The organism is Nocardioides sp. P86 (genome assembly GCF_023712465.1).
Classification (GTDB): domain Bacteria; phylum Actinomycetota; class Actinomycetes; order Propionibacteriales; family Nocardioidaceae; genus Nocardioides; species Nocardioides kribbensis.
The window spans coordinates 470769-488842 of the sequence record NZ_JAMAYE010000002.1 but is presented as its reverse complement, the minus strand read 5'-3'; the positions used below and the strand labels follow the sequence as shown (position 1 = coordinate 488842).

The 18074-nt window shown below is 73.9% G+C and carries 17 protein-coding genes; 10 read left to right on the top strand and 7 right to left on the bottom strand.

The annotated features are described in order from the left end of the window. The first annotated feature begins 61 nt into the window (after nucleotides 1-61). Complete coding sequence (locus M3673_RS09855) at nucleotides 62-991, top strand: LysR family transcriptional regulator (RefSeq protein WP_193661029.1); 930 nt, start codon at nucleotides 62-64, stop codon at nucleotides 989-991. Here M3673_RS09855 and M3673_RS09850 read toward each other — a convergent pair. Continuing rightward, the gene (locus M3673_RS09850; RefSeq protein ID WP_251533319.1) at nucleotides 988-1620 is read right to left on the bottom strand and encodes a response regulator transcription factor; all 633 of its coding nucleotides are present in this window, start codon (nucleotides 1618-1620) and stop codon (nucleotides 988-990) included. The two genes, M3673_RS09855 and M3673_RS09850, sit on opposite strands and share 4 nt — an antisense overlap. A 301-nt stretch (nucleotides 1621-1921) precedes the next feature. Here M3673_RS09850 and leuA point away from each other — a divergent pair, with 301 nt between their 5' ends. Next, nucleotides 1922-3673, top strand: a complete 1752-nt coding sequence (leuA, locus tag M3673_RS09845) for a 2-isopropylmalate synthase (RefSeq protein ID WP_193661027.1) — start codon at nucleotides 1922-1924, stop codon at nucleotides 3671-3673. A 27-nt stretch (nucleotides 3674-3700) separates the two neighbouring features. Here the strand turns inward: leuA and M3673_RS09840 are convergent, their stop codons facing one another. Continuing rightward, on the bottom strand, nucleotides 3701-6550 hold the full coding sequence (locus M3673_RS09840) for an ATP-binding protein (RefSeq protein ID WP_251533317.1): 2850 nt from the start codon (nucleotides 6548-6550) through the stop codon (nucleotides 3701-3703). 48 nt (nucleotides 6551-6598) lie between these two features. Between M3673_RS09840 and M3673_RS09835 the strand changes: the two genes are divergently transcribed. The 3 genes from M3673_RS09835 to M3673_RS09825 are packed head-to-tail and all read left to right on the top strand — an operon-like array spanning nucleotide 6599 to nucleotide 9062. Then, entirely contained in the window at nucleotides 6599-7468 is an 870-nt protein-coding gene (locus M3673_RS09835) for an alpha/beta fold hydrolase (RefSeq protein ID WP_251533315.1), read from the top strand. A gap of 36 nt (nucleotides 7469-7504) precedes the next feature. Further along, entirely contained in the window at nucleotides 7505-8233 is a 729-nt protein-coding gene (gene recO, locus M3673_RS09830) for a DNA repair protein RecO (RefSeq protein WP_056864632.1), read from the top strand. Between the two features lie 43 nt (nucleotides 8234-8276). Next, nucleotides 8277-9062 (top strand): isoprenyl transferase, encoded by a 786-nt coding sequence (locus M3673_RS09825; protein ID WP_193661023.1) that lies wholly within the window; start codon nucleotides 8277-8279, stop codon nucleotides 9060-9062. Between the two features lie 7 nt (nucleotides 9063-9069). Here the strand turns inward: M3673_RS09825 and M3673_RS09820 are convergent, their stop codons facing one another. Genes M3673_RS09820 through M3673_RS09800 form a run of 5 tightly spaced genes read right to left on the bottom strand, consistent with a single transcriptional unit; the run spans nucleotide 9070 to nucleotide 13046 of the window. Further along, the gene (locus M3673_RS09820; protein ID WP_235558730.1) at nucleotides 9070-9630 is read right to left on the bottom strand and encodes a gluconokinase; all 561 of its coding nucleotides are present in this window, start codon (nucleotides 9628-9630) and stop codon (nucleotides 9070-9072) included. After that, nucleotides 9612-10073 carry a Fur family transcriptional regulator gene (locus M3673_RS09815; protein ID WP_285839313.1) on the bottom strand — a complete coding sequence of 154 codons (462 nt, stop codon included), beginning with the start codon at nucleotides 10071-10073 and terminating at the stop codon, nucleotides 9612-9614. Before M3673_RS09815 ends, M3673_RS09820 begins: the two co-directional genes overlap by 19 nt. A gap of 5 nt (nucleotides 10074-10078) precedes the next feature. After that, nucleotides 10079-11137, bottom strand: coding sequence for a metal ABC transporter permease (locus M3673_RS09810; RefSeq protein WP_193661021.1), 1059 nt, complete (start codon nucleotides 11135-11137; stop codon nucleotides 10079-10081). Next, nucleotides 11134-12018 carry a metal ABC transporter ATP-binding protein gene (locus tag M3673_RS09805; protein WP_251533313.1) on the bottom strand — a complete coding sequence of 295 codons (885 nt, stop codon included), beginning with the start codon at nucleotides 12016-12018 and terminating at the stop codon, nucleotides 11134-11136. The genes M3673_RS09810 and M3673_RS09805 overlap by 4 nt, the downstream gene beginning before the upstream one ends. Beyond that, nucleotides 12015-13046 (bottom strand): metal ABC transporter substrate-binding protein, encoded by a 1032-nt coding sequence (locus M3673_RS09800; protein WP_251533306.1) that lies wholly within the window; start codon nucleotides 13044-13046, stop codon nucleotides 12015-12017. The genes M3673_RS09805 and M3673_RS09800 overlap by 4 nt, the downstream gene beginning before the upstream one ends. A 69-nt stretch (nucleotides 13047-13115) precedes the next feature. Here M3673_RS09800 and M3673_RS09795 point away from each other — a divergent pair, with 69 nt between their 5' ends. The 5 genes from M3673_RS09795 to M3673_RS09775 all read left to right on the top strand — a co-directional run bounded on the left by M3673_RS09795 (nucleotide 13116) and on the right by M3673_RS09775 (nucleotide 18059). After that, nucleotides 13116-13436, top strand: a complete 321-nt coding sequence (locus M3673_RS09795) for an antibiotic biosynthesis monooxygenase family protein (RefSeq protein ID WP_251533303.1) — start codon at nucleotides 13116-13118, stop codon at nucleotides 13434-13436. Between the two features lie 51 nt (nucleotides 13437-13487). Then, nucleotides 13488-14885 carry a glycine--tRNA ligase gene (locus tag M3673_RS09790; protein ID WP_251533301.1) on the top strand — a complete coding sequence of 466 codons (1398 nt, stop codon included), beginning with the start codon at nucleotides 13488-13490 and terminating at the stop codon, nucleotides 14883-14885. 25 nt (nucleotides 14886-14910) lie between these two features. After that, entirely contained in the window at nucleotides 14911-15690 is a 780-nt protein-coding gene (locus tag M3673_RS09785; RefSeq protein ID WP_251533299.1) for a hypothetical protein, read from the top strand. 37 nt (nucleotides 15691-15727) lie between these two features. Further along, nucleotides 15728-16900, top strand: a complete 1173-nt coding sequence (dusB, locus tag M3673_RS09780; protein ID WP_308196125.1) for a tRNA dihydrouridine synthase DusB — start codon at nucleotides 15728-15730, stop codon at nucleotides 16898-16900. A gap of 205 nt (nucleotides 16901-17105) precedes the next feature. Next, nucleotides 17106-18059, top strand: coding sequence for a hypothetical protein (locus tag M3673_RS09775; protein ID WP_251533297.1), 954 nt, complete (start codon nucleotides 17106-17108; stop codon nucleotides 18057-18059). Nucleotides 18060-18074: the final 15 nt, after the last annotated feature.

Genomic DNA, 18074 nt, shown 5'->3' with positions numbered 1-18074 from the left:
GTAGCGGCCGGTCGCCGCGCTGCGGGGGTGCGGCAGCGCCGCGGGCACTAGCGTGCTGCCCGTGAGCTCCCTCCCCGACCTGCCGGCGCTGCGGCTGCTCGTCGACGTGGCCCGGCTGGGCAGCATCGGCGCGGCCGGACGCGCGGCGGGGATCTCCCAGCAGAGCGCGTCGGAGCGGCTGCGGGCGGTCGAGACGCAGACCGGGCTCTCGCTGGTGCAGCGCTCCACCAGCGGCTCGACCCTCACCGCCCACGGTCGCCTGCTCGTGGAGTGGAGCCAGGACCTGCTCGACCGGGCCGACGAGCTCGACCTCGCCGTGCGCACCCTGCGCTCGGAGGGCACCCGCGAGCTGCACGTCTACGCGAGCATGACCACCGCGGAGTTCCTGCTCCCGCGCTGGCTCGTGCGGCTGCGCCAGCAGCGCGCGGCCGGCACGGTCGCGCCGGTCGCGGTCAGCCTGCACGCGACCAACTCCGAGGCGGTGGTCGCCGCGGTGCGCGACGGCAGCGCCGGGCTCGGGTTCGTCGAGGGGCCCGTCGACCTGCACGGGCTGGCCACCAGGCCGGTGGGCACCGACGAGCTGGTGCTGGTGGCGGCGCCCGACGACCCGTGGGCGACGAGGCGCACCCCGCTGCCGGCCGCCGGGGTCGCGGCGCGGGCGCTGACCACCCGCGAGCCGGGCTCGGGCACCCGCCGTGTGCTGGAGGACGCCCTGGCCGCGGCCGGTCACGTGGCCTCGGCGCCGGAGGTGGAGCTGACCACCAACGCCGCGGTGCTGGCCGCCGTGCGGGCGGGCAGCCCGCCGGCCTTCCTCAGCCGCTGGGCGGTGCGCCGCGACGTCGAGGCGGGCGATGTCGTCGAGGTCGCCACCACCGGGCTCGACCTCCACCGGGTGCTGACCGCGGTCTGGCAGGGCAGCTCCCGACCGCCGGCGGGGCCGGTGCGGGACCTGCTGGCCATCGCTGCCGGCCCGGGCGAGGCCCGGCGCTAGCCGGTCCAGCCCTGGCGGTGCGCCCAGGCCACGGCCTGCGTGCGCCGGCTCACCCCGGTCTTGGCGTAGACCTGGCGGACGTAGGTCTTCACCGAGTTGACGCTCACGAAGAGCGCCGCGGCGATCTCGCTGTTGGACAGCCCCCGGCACAGTAGGACGAGCACCTCCGACTCGCGGCCCGACAGGCCCGGGAAGGCGGGCGGGCCGGCCAGGGCCGGCACGGCGTCACCGCGGTGCACGGCCTCCACCGCCACGACCAGCTCGGCCGCGGGGGCGGTCTTGGCGACCCAGCCGTCGGCACCGGCGTCCAGGGCGCGCTCGACCGCCGAGGCGTGGGTCTGCCAGGTGTGCACCAGCACCGGCACACCGGCCCCCCGCGCCAGCCAGGCCAGCAGGCGGGCCTCGTGCCCCGGTCCGGGCGTGAACGGGTCGCACAGCACCAGGTCGACCCCGGCCAGGGCGTCGGGCCGATCCACGGCGTCCTCGGGGAGGAGGTCGACCACGACGCGGTGGCGGTAGGGCGTCAGCATCCCGACCAGCCCCGCGGCCACCAGCTCCGACTCCGCCAGCACCCCGACGCGCAGCGGGCGGGGCCGACGCCGTGGGGCACGAGGAGGTGGTGCGGTCACGGACGGGAACCTAACCGCGAGGCGCACGGCAACGACACGGGTACGCCTCGCCCGGAGGGGTGAAATTTCCGTGAAACCGAGCGGCGGGCGCCCGCTGCCCCTGTCGCGGTTCGAGCCGTGAGACGACGGCGTCGCGCGGCCGGGCCCTCCCCGGCCCTGGGTTATGGTGGTGGCCTCATGACGCGACAGCCGATCCTCCTTCGCTGCCGCAGCGAGGTCTGAGCCAGAGCCGGACCCCCTCGCTGCGGAGTGCACCAGTGCGCGCCGGCCGCCCACGGCCCCACCCAGCGAGGACCTGACCATGAGCAGCACCCGGATCGACCTGAGCAACACCCACAACGCCCAGCGCCCCAGCGGCATGCCGGTGCACCGCTACGAGGCGTTCCAGCCCGTCGACCTGCCCGACCGCACCTGGCCCACCCGCAAGATCACCCACGCCCCGCGGTGGCTCTCCACCGACCTGCGCGACGGCAACCAGGCGCTGATCGACCCGATGACCCCGGCGCGCAAGCTGGAGATGTTCGACCTGCTCGTGCGCATGGGCTACAAGGAGATCGAGGTCGGCTTCCCGTCGGCGAGCCAGACCGACTTCGACTTCGTGCGCCAGCTGGTGGAGGGCGACCGCATCCCCGACGACGTCCGCATCTCGGTGCTGACCCAGGCCAGGGAGGACCTCATCGAGCGCACCGTGGAGTCGCTGGTGGGCGCCGACCGCGCCACCGTGCACCTCTACAACGCCACCGCCCCGCTGTTCCGTCGCGTCGTGTTCGGGGTGACGCCGCAGGAGTGCACCAGCATCGCGGTGCGCGGCACCGAGCTGGTGATGAAGTACGCCGAGCAGCACCTGGGCCGGGCCATCGAGGAGTTCGGCTACCAGTACTCCCCGGAGATCTTCACCCAGTCCGAGACCGACTTCGCCCTGTCGGTGTGCGAGGCGGTCTCCGACGTGTGGCAGCCCGAGCCGGGCCGCGAGATCATCCTCAACCTGCCGGCGACCGTCGAGATGTCGACGCCCAACACCTACGCCGACCAGATCGAGTACTTCTCCCGCGGCCTGACCCGGCGCGAGGTCAGCGCCATCTCGCTGCACCCGCACAACGACCGGGGCACGGCGGTGGCCGCCACCGAGCTGGCGTTGATGGCCGGTGCCGACCGCGTCGAGGGCTGCCTCTTCGGCCACGGCGAGCGCACCGGCAACGTGTGCCTGGTGACCCTGGGGATGAACCTCTTCAGCCAGGGGATCGACCCCCAGATCGACTTCGCCGTCGGCGGCGGCATCGACGAGGTGCGCCGCACGGTGGAGTACTGCACCCAGCTGCCGGTGCACCCGCGCCACCCCTACGCCGGCGACCTCGTCTACACCGCCTTCTCCGGGTCGCACCAGGACGCCATCAAGAAGGGCCTGGAGGACCTCGACCGCCAGGCCGCCGAGCAGGGCCGCCCGGTCGGGGAGATCCGCTGGGAGGCGCCCTACCTGCCCATCGACCCCAAGGACGTCGGTCGCACCTACGAGGCCGTGATCCGGGTCAACAGCCAGTCCGGCAAGGGCGGGGTGGCCTACGTGCTCAAGGCCGAGCACAAGCTCGACCTGCCCCGCCGCGCGCAGATCGAGTTCAGCCGCGTGGTCCAGGAGCGCACCGACGCCGAGGGCGGCGAGATCACGCCCGACGAGATCTGGGCCGTGTTCCGCGCGGAGTACCTCGACCGGGAGGCCCCGCTGCGCCTCGACGCGGTGCACACCAGCTCCGCGGCCGGCGAGAAGGACGCCCTCGACGTGAACGTCTTCGTCGACGGGCAGGCCCAGTCGCTGCACGGCACCGGCAACGGCCCGCTCTCGGCCTTCTGCGACGCGATCAACGCGCTCCCGCAGGACTGGGACGTGCGGATCCTCGACTACGCCGAGCACGCGCTGACCGCCGGTGGCGACTCGCTGGCCGCGGCGTACGTCGAGTGCTCGGTGCGCGACCGCATCCACTGGGGCGTCGGCGTGGACGCCAACATCGTCACGGCCTCGCTGCAGGCCGTGGTGAGCGCCGTCAACCGCGCCGGCTGAGTCAGGGCCGGCTTAGGGCCGGCTGAGTCAGGCCGGCACCGGCCGGTGGCCCGGGTCGCCCACGGGGCGGCCCGGGCCACCGCTGTGCAGCAGCGGCAGCCGCACCGTGAAGGTGGCGCCCTCCAGGTGGGCCGAGCGCACCCGGATCCGACCGCCGTGGGCCTCGACGATCGCGGCCACGATGGCCAGGCCCAGGCCCGTGCCCTGGATCGCCTCGGTGTGGGCGGTGGAGCTGCGGAAGAAGCGCTTGAAGAGGTCCTCCTGCTCGTCGAGCGGGATCCCGAGACCGGTGTCGGTGACGCTGAGCACCGCCTCGTCGCCCTCCTGGGCGAGCCGGGCGCGCACGACACCGCCGTCCTCGGTGAACTTCATCGCGTTGCTGACGAGGTTGACCATCACCCGCTCGAGCTGCGGGCGGTCGCCCAGCACGTGCAGCGGACCCGTCGGGGTCTCGAAGGTGACCGTGAGGTCGCGCCCGGCCAGCAGCGGTTGCACGGAGTCCTCGACCAGGCCCAGGCAGGCGGCCAGGTCGACCTCCTCGCTGCGCCAGGTCACGTCGTCGCTGTCGAGGCCGCTGAGCATGAGCAGGTCGTTGCACAGGGCGATGAGGCGCTCGCCGTTGCGCGCGATGGTCTCGAAGAGGCGCAGCTGCTCGGGCAGCGGCTCGACGACGGAGCCGTCCTGCAGCATCTCGGTGAAGCCGACGATGCTGGTGATGGGGGTGCGCAGCTCGTGGGACACGGTGGAGACGAACTCGGTCTTGGCCTCGTCGAGGGCGCGCAGCCGCTCGACGGCCGTGCGCTCCTTGTCGAGCGCCGCGGCCAGCATGTCCTGGCTGCGGCGCTGCTGCGTGACGTCGCGCCCCACGCAGAGGTAGCCGACGCCGGTCGACAGCGAGGGGTCGGTCGCGCTCAGGGTCACCGAGATCACCCGGGGACTGCCGTCGCCCCCGACGAAGGTCCACTCGCGGGCGCGGGTCTCCCCGCCACCGGCCTCCGCCACCAGGGCGGCGAAGGCGGCCCGCAGGTCGGTGGCGCCGGTGCGGGCCAGCAGCTGCTCGCGGTCGAGCAGGTCCACGAAGCGGCGACCGACCACCTCGTGGGGCTGGTGGCCCAGCAGCTGCACGGCGCCGGTGTTGACCACCTCGATGCAGCCCTCGGGGCTCAGGCCCAGCAGGGCGGTGCCGATCGGGGCCTGCATGAGGTGGCTGACCAGCCCCGCACTGGCGCGCTCGGTGGTGACGTCGATGCCGGTCATCACCCCGAAGGCCGGGAAGCCGTGCTCGTCGCGCACGACGTTGCTGCTCCACACGATGCGGCGCCGCTCGCCGCTGCGGGTCAGGGCCTCGCCCTCGCGGACCACCGGGGCACCGGAGCGGTTGGGCCACACGAAGAGGGCGTCGAGGTCGCCGCTGTCGGGGGCCAGGCCGGTCTCCCCGACGAGGCGGCCGATCAGCTCGGTCTCGCCGTAGCCGGTGGCCCGCGTGGTGGCCGCGTTGACGCGCACCACGCGGCCGCTGAGGTCGGTGACCAGGATGAGCGCGTCGGTGGTGTCGAGGGTGGCGCTGGTGAGCTTCTGCGCGGCCTCGAGCTGGCGTCGGGCGCTGTGCTCGCGGGAGACGTCGAGCAGCTGGGCGGAGTAGACCAGCCCCCCGTCGAGCTCGCGGTCGATCACCGCCAGGGCCACGTCGACGCGCGCTCCCTCGCGACCGGTCACCCCCACGGTGGACTGCCAGCTGCGGATGCGCCCGGTGCTCAGCCCCACGACGAGGTCGGGCAACGACTGAGGCGTGACCAGCAGCCCGCCCAGGTCACGACCGAGCAGGCTCTCGCGGCCCGCGCCGAGCACGGCCGCGGCGGCGTCGTTGATGTCGACGACGACCAGGTCGGCGCCCTCGGCGCGCAGCAGCACCTGGCCGAGCAGCGACTCGGTGAAGTTGCGCCGGAAGAGCAGGCCGTCGGAGCGGATCCGCTCGAGGAGCTCGGCGCGCTGGGCGACCACGATGGCCAGGGGCACGGTGATGAGCACCGCGCAGACGAGGTAGCCCTGGGCGAGCGTCGCCGCGGCGAGGCCACCGAGCGCGGCCGCGTCGGCGGCGTTGCCGAGCGGCCCCCACCCGAGGTCGGTGACGTAGGTCGTCAGCACCGCGAAGCCGGCCAGCTCCACGGTGACCGTGCGGAGGTCGAAGCGCAGGCCGGCCCAGGCCAGCAGCACGAAGGGCACGAAGGCCAGCGGGAGCGACTGGGCGGGGGAGAAGACGACCAGCGTGGCGACCAGCAGGGCCGCCACGTGCACCGCCAGCTCCTCGCTGCGCCCCCGCGGACGGCGACGCGTCGTCGCCGCGAGCGCGATCGGGGCGATCACCAGGGTCGAGGCGGCGTGGGCGGCGAGCACCGAGACCGCGGCCTCGCCCGGGGACCCGCCCGGCACCAGCGTGGCCACCGTGAGGGCGGCACCCGCCGCCACCGTGGCCCCGCCGGCCAGGGCGGCGAGCACCAGCCGCACGAAGTCGTCGGCGCCCGCGAGCCCGGGGGGCCCGCCCGCCCGGCCCCGTCCCAGGCGCAGCACGAGGCCCGCGACGAGGGCCTCGGCGGCGTTGGCGGCGCCGAAGGCGGTGGCGACGTCGAGGGGACGGCCCCCGGTGACGTTGGCCGCCGCGGTCACCACCACGAGCGCGGCCACCGTCAGCGGCACGGCCAGCCGGCCCGGACGGGCGCAGGCGACCAGCACGACCGCGATGCCGGCGGCCGGCCACCAGGACGCCACCGGGCGGTCGGCGGGGGCGAGCTCGACCGCCCCGACCGCTGCGGCGTAGGTCGCCACGAGCAGCAGGACCGACGCCCTCAGGGTCAGGGGTCGACCGCCGTGCTCGCTCATGGCGGGCATTCTCCCCGGTGCCGGAGCCGCTCGCAGTACATTCGCGCCATGTTGGTCTCCGAGCGGATCGGTCAGTTCTTCCTCGAGGGCGAGTCGGGCCGCGACCGCCTCGAGTACACCGAGTACGGCGGCGGCGACTCGTGGGTCGTGCTGATCCACGGCCAGCTCATGCCCCGGCGCATGCAGCAGCCGCTGGCGCGCGCGCTGGCCGCCGAGGGCCTCCACGTCGTCACCGTCGACCTGCTCGGCCACGGCCGCTCCGACCGGCCCGCCGACCCGCTGGCCTACTCCATGACCGCCTTCGCCGAGCAGGTCGTGGCGCTGCTCGACCACCTCGGCGCGCCGCAGGCGGTCGTCGGAGGCACGTCGCTGGGGGCCAACGTCTCGCTCGAGGTCGCGGTGGAGGCCCCCGACCGGGTGCGCGGCCTGATCCTCGAGATGCCCGTGCTCGACAACGCCGTCGAGGCCGGCATCCTGGCCTTCGCCCCGGTGCTCTTCGCCGCCCGCTTCCTGCCCTTCACCGTCAACGGGGTCCGGCGACTGACCCGCCCCGTGCCGCGCGGCCTGGTGCCCTTCTGGGTCGGGATCGTGCTCGACACCCTCGACCAGCGCGCCGACAGCGTCGCCGCCGTGGTGCACGGGCTGTTCTTCGGCCGCGTGGCGCCCTCCTCCCGGCAGCGGCGCGCCATCCAGGCGCCGGCGCTCGTGGTGGGCCACCCCGCCGACCCGATCCACCCGGCCGCCGACGCGGCGATGCTGGCCGAGGAGATGCCCAACGCCACCTTCGTGCGGGCCCGCAGCATCCTGGAGTGGCGCGTCGCCCCCGCCCGGCTCGACCGGGCGGCGGCCGACTTCGCGACCGCCTGCTGGCGCAGCCCCCGCGCCTCGCGCCGCACCCGCCCGCGCCCGGGCGCCTGAGCGCCGGGCGACCCCGGGGCGGGCACAATGGGGGGCGTGCCCCTCTACCGCGACGAGGCGATCGTCCTGCGCACCCACAAGCTGGGGGAGGCCGACCGCATCATCACCCTGCTGACCCGCCACCACGGCCGGGTCCGCGCGGTGGCGAAGGGCGTGCGGCGCACCACCTCCAAGTTCGGCTCGCGGCTGGAGCCCTTCACCCACGTCGACCTCCAGCTCGCCGAGGGGCGCAACCTCGACACGATCACCCAGGCCGAGACCCTCGACCCCTTCGCCGCGGGTGTGGGGCTGGACTACGAGCGCTACACCGCCGGCACCGTCATGCTCGAGACCGCCGAGCGGCTGGCCACCGAGGAGCGCGAGCCCTCGCTGCAGCAGTTCCTGCTGCTCGTGGGCGGGCTGCGCGCGATGGTCTCGGGCGACCGGGGGCCCGGGCAGGTGCTCGACTCCTACCTGCTGCGCTCGCTGTCGGTGGCCGGCTACGCCCCGTCCTTCCACCACTGCGCCCGCTGCGGCGTCGAGGGCCCGCACCGCTGGTTCAACCACGCGATGGGCGGGGTGCTCTGCGCGACCTGCCGGGTGCCCGGGTCGGCCAGCCCCGCGCCGGCCACGCTCGAGCTGCTCGGCTCGCTGCTCGCCGGTGACTGGCCGGCCGTCGCCGCCGCCGACGCCCGCACCCGCAAGGAGGCCAGCGGCCTGGTCGCGGCGTACCTGCACTGGCACCTCGAGCGCGGGCTGCGCTCGATGGAGCACGTCGAGCGGTGAGCCGGGACCGGTGCCCGGGCCCGCGGGTCCTAGGGTCTGCTGCGTGAAGCGCGACGTCCGTCCCCCGACCCCGCACCCCTCGGGCGCCCGGCCCCCCGCCGTGCCCCGCGAGCTGGTGCCCCGCCACGTCGCGGTGGTCATGGACGGCAACGGGCGCTGGGCCAAGGAGCGCGGCCTGCCCCGCACCCGGGGCCACGAGGCGGGGGAGTCCTCGCTCTTCGACGTGGTCGAGGGCGCGATCGAGATCGGCGTCAAGGCGGTGTCGGCCTACGCCTTCTCCACCGAGAACTGGTCACGCTCGCCCGACGAGGTGAAGTTCCTGATGGGCTTCAACCGTGACGTGATCCGTCGCCGGCGCGACGAGATGCACGAGCTGGGCGTGCGGGTGCGGTGGGCCGGTCGCACCCCGCGGCTGTGGCGCTCGGTGGTCAAGGAGCTGCAGGTCGCCGAGGAGCTGACCCGCGACAACGACGTGCTGACGCTGACCATGTGCGTCAACTACGGCGGACGCGCGGAGCTGGCCGACACCGCCCGCTCCATCGCCCGTGAGGTCGCCGCAGGACGCCTCGACCCCGAGCGGATCACCGAGAAGACCTTCGCCCGCCACCTCTACGTGCCCGAGCTCTCCGACGCCGACCTGGTGTGGCGCACCTCCGGGGAGCAGCGGCTGTCCAACTTCATGCTCTGGCAGGCCGCCTACGCCGAGATGGTCTTCACCGACGTCCTGTGGCCCGACGTCGACCGCCGCGCCCTGTGGCGGGCCATCGAGATCTACGCCTCGCGCGACCGCAGGTACGGCGGGGCGCTGCCGAACCCGACCGAGGGCTAGCGCGGGCTCAGGGCGACGACAGCCGCGCCCGCACGACACGGGCGGCCTCGGCCACGACCTCCTCGACCGGTGGGGCGACGTCGACCACGGCGCCCTGCTCGTCGGCGTCGAGCGGCTCCAGGGTCTCCAGCTGGCTGTCGAGCAGCGAGGTGGGCATGAAGTGCCGCTCGCGGCGCGCCATCCGCTCCCGCAGCACCGCCGGGTCGGTGTGGAGGTGCACGAAGAACACGTCGGGCGCGCCGGCGCGCAGCCGGTCGCGGTAGGACCGCTTGAGCGCGGAGCAGGTCACCACGCCGGGCCGACCGGCCTCGACGTCGCTGCGCAGGGCCACGGCGATGCGGTCCAGCCACGGCTCGCGGTCGGTGTCGGTCAGGGGCTCACCGGCCTCCATCTTGGCGATGTTGGCCTCGGGGTGGAGGTCGTCGCCCTCCACCATCGGCCAGCCCAGGTCGTCGGCGAGACCGCGGGCCACCGTCGACTTCCCCGTCGCCGAGACGCCCATGACGACGACCTGGAGCGGGGTGCGCGGCGCCTCGACGGGCGCGGGGTCTAGCGGCAGGCCGGACACGTGCCGAAGATCTCCAGGGTGTGGCTGACCTCGCCGTAGCCGTGCTCGGCGGCGATCGCGCTGGTCCAGCGCTCGACGGCGGGGCCCTCCACCTCGACGGTGCGTCCGCAGGAGCGGCACACCAGGTGGTGGTGGTGGGTGGTCGAGCAGGCGCGGTAGATCGCCTCGCCGTCCTCGCTGCGCAGCATGTCGATCTCGCCGGCGTCGGCCAGGCGCTGCAGCGTGCGGTAGACGGTGGCCAGGCCGACCGCCTCGCCGCGGTTGCGCAGCAGCTCGTGGATCTCCTGCGCGGAGCGGAAGTCCTCGAAGGAGGCCATCGCCTCGCTCACGGCACGACGCTGGCGGGTCGGGCGCAGCGCGGGCTTCGCGGCGGGCTCCTGGTCGGTCTGCTGAGCGGTCTGCTGGTCGGCGCGGTCCGTCGTCGGCGGCTCAGTGCTCGTCATGGGGCTCAGTGCTCGTCATAGTGCCTCCCGTGCGGCGCGTGGCGGTGTCCGTCGTGAACGTAGTCGACGTGGTCGCCGTGGGGCACGGCGACGTGCCCGCAGTCGGGCCCGTGGTCGTGGTCGACGTGCTCCTCGTCGTGGCGGTGGTCGGCGGGCCCGGGCACGACCTCGGGGCACAGGGGCGCCACCGCGCCGTCGGGGGCGTCGGGGTCCACCGGGAAGGGCGCCCGCAGCTGCTCGCGGTGGCGCAGCCACACCCCCACCGGCCAGGTGGCCACGAAGCCGGCCAGGGCGAGCAGCACGATGGTCGGCCCGGGGGAGACCGAGGTGCCGGCCGGCACCAGCGCCGAGATCACCAGCCCGCCCAGCGACGCGACGGTGCCGAGGGCCATGGCCGCGACCAGGGTGGTGCGGAAGGAGCGGGTGAGCTGCTGGGAGGTGGCCACCGGCACCACCATGAGCGCCGAGACGAGCAGCAGGCCGACCGTGCGCATGGCCACCGTGACGCTCACCGCGGCCATCACCGCCACCAGCAGGTTGTAGGCCCGGACGTTGAGGCCCGCCACGCGGGCGAACTCCTGGTCCTGGGCCACCGCGAAGAGCTGCGGGGAGAGACCGACACCGAGGATCACGACGACGGCGGCCAGCACCATCGTCGTGACCACGTCGGCCACGGAGATCGTGGTGATCGAGCCGAACAGGAAGGTCTGGAGCCGCGAGGCGCTCTGGCCGCCGAGCCCGGTCAGCAGCACCCCGCCCGCGAGGCCGCCGTAGAAGAGCAGGGCGAGCGCGACGTCGCCGTTGGTGTGGCCGCGCTCGCGGATCACCTCGATCAGCACCGCGCCGAGCACCGCGACCACCACGGCCGTCCAGGTCGGGGACGTGCCGGTGAGCAGGCCGAGAGCGACCCCGGTGACGGCGACGTGGCCCAGGCCGTCGCCCATGAGGGCCAGGCGCCGCTGCACCAGGTAGGTGCCGACGACCGGGGCGGCGAGCCCGACGAAGACCGCGGCGATGAGGGCGCGCTGCATGAAGGGCAGCGAGAACAGCTCGAGGGTGCTCATCGGTGGTGCTCCTCCGGGTGGGTCCCGAGCGGTGAGGCGACGTGGGGCGCGTGGTCGTGACGGGCGCGGTCACGGTGCGTGGCGTGGTGGTGGGAGTGGGCCTCGCCCAGCCAGGGCTGGTGCACCTCGTGGTCGGCCAGGGGGGTGCCGTCGTAGACGACGCGCCCGTCGCGCATCACCACCGCCCGGTCGACCAGGGGGGCCAGCGGGCCCAGCTCGTGGGCGACGAGCACGACGGTGGCGCCGCGCTCCTTCAGGCGCGCCAGCGACGCGGCGAGGGCGTGCTGGTTGGGCAGGTCCACCCCGGCCGTGGGCTCGTCGAGGAAGAACAGCTCCGGCTCGCCGGCCAGCGCCCGCGCGATGAGCACGCGCTGCTGCTGGCCGCCGGAGAGCTGCGAGACGCCGTCGCGCGCCCGGTCGGCCAGGCCGACCACCTCGAGCGCGTCGGCGACGGCGCGGCGGTCGGCGCGCCCGAGGGGACGCAGCAGGCGGCGGCGGGTGAGTCGCCCGGAGGCCACCACCTCCCACACCGACGCCGGCACGCCCGAGGCGGCGCCGGTGCGCTGCGGCACGAAGCCGACGCGGCGCCACTCGTCGAAGTGCTCCAACCGGTGGCCGAAGAGCTCCAGGCTGCCGGTCGTCAGCGGTCGCAGGCCGGTCAGCGCCCGCACCAGGGTGGACTTGCCGGAGCCGTTGGCGCCCATGAGCGCCACGAAGTCGCCGCGCGACACCGTCAGGTCGATGCCGCGCAGCACCGGGCGACCGGCGATGGCCACGGCGCCGTCGACGAGTCGCACCACGGCCTCGAGCCCGGGGCCGACCGTGTGGTCGGCCCCGGGCTCGGGCGCTGGCGTCGGTGCGGCCGGGCTCGTGGGGGTCACCGGCACCCGTTGGCGGTCCGGAGGGCCGCGAGGTTCTCACGCATCAGGGAAAGGTAGTCCTCGTCGGCGGTCTCGTCACTCAGGCCCTCCACCGGGTCGAGCACCGCGGTCTCGATGCCCTTGTCGCGGGCCAGCGACTCGCTGAGGGCGGGGGAGACCAGGCGCTCGGAGAAGACCGTGGTGATGCCGTCCTCGTCGATGATCTGCTGCAGGCGGGCCAGGTCGGCCGGCGTGGGCTCGGCGTCGGGGGAGAGCCCGGCGATGGGCTCGACCTCGATGCCGTACTTGCCGAGGTAGCCGAAGGCGTCGTGGGAGACCACGATGGTCGAGCGCTCGCAGTCGGCCAGGCCCTCGGACAGCTCGCCGTCGAGGCTCTCGAGGTCCTCGCGCAGGGTCGCGGCGTTGGCGGTGTAGGTCTGCGCGCCGTCGGGGTCGATCTCGGCGAGCTGTTCGGCGACGGCGTCACCGAGGTCGGCCAGACGCACCGGGTCGAGCCAGAAGTGGGGGTCGAGGTCGCCGTGGTCGTGCTCCTCCTCCGCGTGCTCCTCCTCGGAGTGGGCGTCGTCCGCGTGCTCCTCCTCGGAGTGCTCCTCCTCGGAGTGGGCCTCGTCGGAGTGCTCGTCGGCGAAGGGCTCGAGTCCGACCACCTCGGCGGCGTCGAGCGTGGCGCCCTCGGCGTTCTGCTCGACGGCGGCGTCCACGGCCGGCTGGAAGTCGGCCTCGTAGACGACCAGGTCGGCGCCGGCCACCTCGGCGGTCTGGCCGACGCTCAGCTCGAGGTCGTGGGGCTCGCCACCGGGCTTGGTGAGGTTGGCGACCTCGGTGCGGTCGCCGGCCACGCGCTGGGCGACGAACTGCAGCGGGTAGAAGGCGGCGGCGACCGTGACGTCGCCGTCGTCGGAGGCGGTGCCGGTGTCGTCGGAGAAGGCGGCGCACGAGCTCAGCGCGAGGGCGGCGACGCCGGCGACCGCGGGGGCGAGCAGCCGCTGTCGGACGGGGCGGGTGGCTCGGGTGGCACGCGAAGTCATGAGAACGATTCTCGACCCGCTGAGAACGATTGTCAAAATCGTCGGCCGGGGCTGGCCTAGGGTCGGGGTGTGATCGTCGTCAACCGCTTCCGCGTCGCCCCCGAGGAGCAGGGCTCCTTCCGCGTCGCGCTCGAGATCGCCCGCGACGCCCTCGCGGCGCGACCCGGCCACGTCGGCGCGACGATCGGCCGCAACGTCGACGACCCCGGGCTGTGGGTGCTGACCACGCGGTGGGAGAACGTCGGCGCCTACCGCCGCGCGCTGTCGTCGTACGACGTGAAGCTGTACGCCGTGCCGGTGCTCTACCGCGCCCTCGACGAGCCGAGCGCCTACGAGGTCGTCGAGCCCGGGACCGACCTCAATGTCGAGCGGACCCGATCGCTAGGCTGAGCGCTTCGTCGAGGACCGGCAGCCAGCCGGTCCGTGAGAGCAGGAGCACCCGTGGCCAAGCCGCCCCCGTCAACCGTCGACAACGTCGTCTCCCTCGCCAAGCGGAGGGGTTTCGTCTACCCCTGCGGTGAGATCTACGGCGGCACCCGGTCGGCGTGGGACTACGGCCCGCTGGGCGTGGAGCTCAAGGACAACATCAAGCGCCAGTGGTGGAAGTCCATGGTGCAGATGCGCGACGACATGGTCGGCCTCGACTCCAGCGTGATCCTGCCCCGCCAGACCTGGGAGGCCAGCGGGCACGTCGACACCTTCAGCGACCCGCTGACCGAGTGCCAGTCGTGCCACAAGCGCTACCGCGCCGACCACCTCCAGGAGCAGTACGCCGAGAAGAAGGGCATCGACGACCCCGACACGGTCGACATCGCCACCCTGGCCTGCCCCAACTGCGGCACCCGCGGCGCCTGGACCGAGCCGCGCCAGTACTCCGGGCTGCTCAAGACCTACCTCGGCGTCATCGAGGACGAGTCGGGCCTGCACTACCTGCGCCCCGAGACCGCCCAGGGCATCTTCCTCAACTTCGCCAACGTCGTGACCAGCCAGCGCATGAAGCCGCCCTTCGGCATCGCCCAGATCGGCAAGAGCTTCCGCAACGAGATCACCCCCGGCAACTTCATCTTCCGCACCCGCGAGTTCGAGCAGATGGAGATGGAGTTCTTCGTCAAGCCCGGCGAGGACGAGGAGTGGCACCAGTACTGGATCGACGCCCGCACGCAGTGGTACGTCGACCTGGGCATCGACCCCGACAACCTGCGCCACTACGAGCACGCGCAGGAGAAGCTGAGCCACTACTCCAAGCGCACCGTCGACATCGAGTACCGCTTCCGCTTCGCGGGCTCGGAGTGGGGCGAGCTCGAGGGCATCGCCAACCGCACCGACTTCGACCTCTCCACCCACGCCAAGCACTCCGGCCAGGACCTGTCGTACTTCGACCAGGCCGCCGGCGAGCGCTACACGCCCTACGTCATCGAGCCCGCGGCCGGGCTCTCGCGCAGCCTGATGACCTTCCTGGTCGACGCCTACGTCGAGGACGAGGCCCCCAACACCAAGGGCGGCGTCGACAAGCGCACGGTGCTGCGCCTCGACCCGCGCCTGGCCCCGGTCAAGGTGGCCGTGCTGCCGCTGAGCCGCAACGCCGACCTCTCGCCGAAGGCCAAGGACCTGGCCACGGAGCTGCGCCGCAACTGGAACGTCGACTTCGACGACTCCGGCGCCATCGGCCGGCGCTACCGCCGCCAGGACGAGATCGGCACGCCCTACTGCGTGACCGTCGACTTCGACACCCTCGAGGACGGCGCGGTCACCGTGCGCGAGCGCGACTCGATGTCGCAGGAGCGCATCAGCCTCGACGGCATCACGGCCTACTTCGCCCAGCGTTTCGTCGGTTGCTGAGCCGCCTGCTGTGCACAATGACCCGATGACCGCTCGTCCGCTGCTCCGCCGCCCCCGCCTGGCCGCCCTCGCGGTCCTGCCCGTGCTCGCCCTGGCCGCCGCCGGGTGCAGCGGGACCGACGAGACGGCGGGGCCGTCGGACCCCTCCGCCTCCGCCAGCACCAGCGCGTCGGCGGAGACCTCGGCCCCGGTCGAGGGCGAGCCCTACCTCCCCGTGCCCGACGACGTCGAGCTGACCGGGCAGGGCTCGGCGCTCTCGCTGGGCGACGAGGCCGTCGTGGCCTACGAGCCCGACCAGAAGAGCGTCGGGGTCCTCGACATCACCGTCGAGAAGGTCCAGCGGACGACGTTCGAGAAGTCCTTCCAGGGCTGGGAGCTGACCAAGCAGGTGCGCACGGCCACGCCCTACTTCGTGCAGGCCACCGTGGCCAACGTCGGCGACAGCGACCTCGGCGGACGCCGGGTGCCGCTCTACGCCGTCGACGACGCCGACGTGCTCGTCGAGTCCTCGTCGTTCGTCAGCACCTTCACGCCCTGCCCGAGCACGCCGCTGCCCAAGAAGTTCCGCAACGGCGACGAGGAGAAGGTCTGCCTGGTCTACCTCGTGCCCGACGGCGGCTCGCTGGAGGCGGTGAGCTTCCGGCCCACCGAGGACTTCAACCCGATCACGTGGTCGGGGCCGGTCACGACCGTCGGCAAGGGCTCCGCCGGCGGCCAGGCCCAGGGGGCCGGCCGGAACGGGGGCAAGGGCTCCGCCGGCGGCGGCCAGGGCGGCGGCAACGGCGGCAACGGCGGCAACGGCTGATTTGGGGCGCTCGGCGGGCGCGGCGGACAATGGTCCGGTGACGACGACCGCCCAGCCGACGCGCCCCCACCCGGGGCTGACCCTCGGGTCGCTGCGGGTCGACACCCCGGTGGTGCTCGCGCCCATGGCCGGCATCACCAACGCCGCCTACCGCCGCCTGTGCGCCGAGCAGGGCGCCGGGCTCTACGTCTGCGAGATGATCACCAGCCGCGGCCTCGTCGAGGGCGACCAGCACACCCGCGACATGCTCGTCTTCGACGAGCTGGAGACCACGCGCTCGGTGCAGCTCTACGGCACCGACCCCGTCTACGTCGGGCGGGCCGCCGAGATCCTCTGCGCCGACTACGGCGTGGCCCACATCGACCTCAACTTCGGCTGCCCCGTGCCGAAGGTGACCCGCAAGGGCGGCGGCGGTGCGCTGCCCTGGAAGCGCGGCCTGCTCGCGCGGATCCTCGAGCAGGCGGTGCGGGCCGCCTCGGCGTACGACGTGCCCGTGACGATGAAGACCCGCAAGGGCATCGACGAGGACCACCTCACCTACCTCGACGCCGGCCGGATCGCCCAGGAGTCCGGCTGCGCCGCGATCGCCCTGCACGGGCGCACCGTGGCGCAGGCCTACTCGGGGCAGGCCGACTGGGACGCCATCGGCGAGCTCGTGGCCCACGTCGACCTGCCGGTGCTCGGCAATGGCGACATCTGGGAGGCCGGCGACGCGCTGCGCATGGTCGAGCACACCGGCGCCGCCGGCGTGGTCGTGGGGCGGGGCTGCCTGGGCCGTCCGTGGCTCTTCCGCGACCTGGCCGCGGCCTTCGCCGGCGACGTGCCGGCCGAGGGCTTCCGTGCGACGCTGCCGCGCCTGGGCGAGGTGCGCGACGTCATGCGCCGCCACGCCGAGCTGCTGTGCCAGCACATGGGCGAGGAGCGCGGCTGCAAGGAGTTCCGCAAGCACGTGTCGTGGTACCTCAAGGGGTTCCCGGCGGGTGGCGACCTGCGGCGGGCGCTGGCCCTGGTGGAGACCCTCGACGGGCTCGACCGCCTGCTCGCCGAGCTCGACCCCGACGCGCCCTTCCCGGTGGCCGAGCTCGGCACGCCCCGGGGGCGCCAGGGCTCGCCGCGGGCCCGGGTCGTGCTGCCCGAGGGCTGGCTCGACGACGCCGACGGGGCCGGGTGCGCGGTCGCCGAGGACGCCGACGCGGGCTCCGGCGGCTGATCCGGCGGGTCTCCCGCGTCGCGTCGTGGCGGCCGGGTCGGCACGGTCGTGACCGGTGACACGTCAGTTTTTACCCGCGACGGTTGGTCGCCTGCTGTCCGCCTGTGCTTCACTCGACAACTCCGCCGCCCTGCCGACCGCAGGACGGCGTCGTCATGCCGGGCGACCGCCCGGCAGGAGCCAGCAACAGCAAAGGATCAGCGCTGTGGCAGATCATCGCCACAAGCGGGACGCCAATGCCCGCAGCACCACCCGACGTCCGCGTCCCCGCGCCGCCCTCGTCGCCGGACCCGTCGCCCTCCTCGCCACCTCCGCGGTCGTCGCCCTCGGCGTCGCCACCGCCGACCCCGGCACGGCGCCCCTGCAGCAGGCCGGCACCTCCGACCTCGCCGAGGCGGTCCAGCCCACCGACGTCGCCGCCCTCCAGGCCTTCGCCGAGGGCCGCGGTCTCTCCCGCGACGCCGACCGCACGGCGGCCTACCGCGTCGAGCGGGGCCTGACGCTCTCCAAGCCCACCGCGGCCGAGCGGATGATGACGCCCGCCGCCGTCCGCGCCGCGGTGGCCGGCGCCGACCAGCCCCGCTGGAGCACCGCCCCCCTCAACCTGTGGACCGGTCCCACCGGCCAGGCCGACCAGACCGGTGTGCTCGACGAGGGGAAGAAGGTCCTCGTGACCGGGCGCGCTCTCGGCGACCGGGTCGAGATCGTCGTCAAGGGCTCGGCCCGCTGGGTCACCGCCGGCTACCTCTCCGAGGACAAGCCGGTGGCCGAGGAGGCCAGCGACGTCGCCTCCGCCCGCAGCGTCGGCTCCGCCACCTGCACCAACGGCACGTCGGTGCCGAGCGGGGTCAGCCCCAACATCGCCGCGATCCACGAGGCGGTGTGCGCGGCCTTCCCGACGATCACCACCTACGGCACCTTCCGCAGCGACGGCGAGCACGCCCAGGGCATCGCGATCGACATCATGGTGTCCGGCGACCTCGGCTACCAGGTGCGCGACTTCGTCCAGGCCAACTACCAGGAGCTGGGCGTCAACTACATCATCTACTCCCAGCAGATCTGGTCGGTCGACCGCGCCTCCGAGGGGTGGCGGGCGATGGAGGACCGTGGCTCGGTCACGGCCAACCACTACGACCACGTCCACGTCACGACCTACTGAGCGCCGCTAGAGTCG

What these genes read in the sequence shown, in the direction of transcription:
- leuA (WP_193661027.1), top strand. Translation starts at nt 1,922, where the DNA reads ATGAGCAGCACCCGGATCGACCTGAGCAACACCCACAACGCCCAGCGC.
- M3673_RS09840 (WP_251533317.1), bottom strand. Translation starts at nt 6,550, where the DNA reads ATGAGCGAGCACGGCGGTCGACCCCTGACCCTGAGGGCGTCGGTCCTG.
- M3673_RS09835 (WP_251533315.1), top strand. Translation starts at nt 6,599, where the DNA reads ATGTTGGTCTCCGAGCGGATCGGTCAGTTCTTCCTCGAGGGCGAGTCG.
- M3673_RS09815 (WP_285839313.1), bottom strand. Translation starts at nt 10,073, where the DNA reads ATGACGAGCACTGAGCCGCCGACGACGGACCGCGCCGACCAGCAGACC.
- M3673_RS09810 (WP_193661021.1), bottom strand. Translation starts at nt 11,137, where the DNA reads ATGAGCACCCTCGAGCTGTTCTCGCTGCCCTTCATGCAGCGCGCCCTC.
- M3673_RS09800 (WP_251533306.1), bottom strand. Translation starts at nt 13,046, where the DNA reads ATGACTTCGCGTGCCACCCGAGCCACCCGCCCCGTCCGACAGCGGCTG.
- M3673_RS09785 (WP_251533299.1), top strand. Translation starts at nt 14,911, where the DNA reads ATGACCGCTCGTCCGCTGCTCCGCCGCCCCCGCCTGGCCGCCCTCGCG.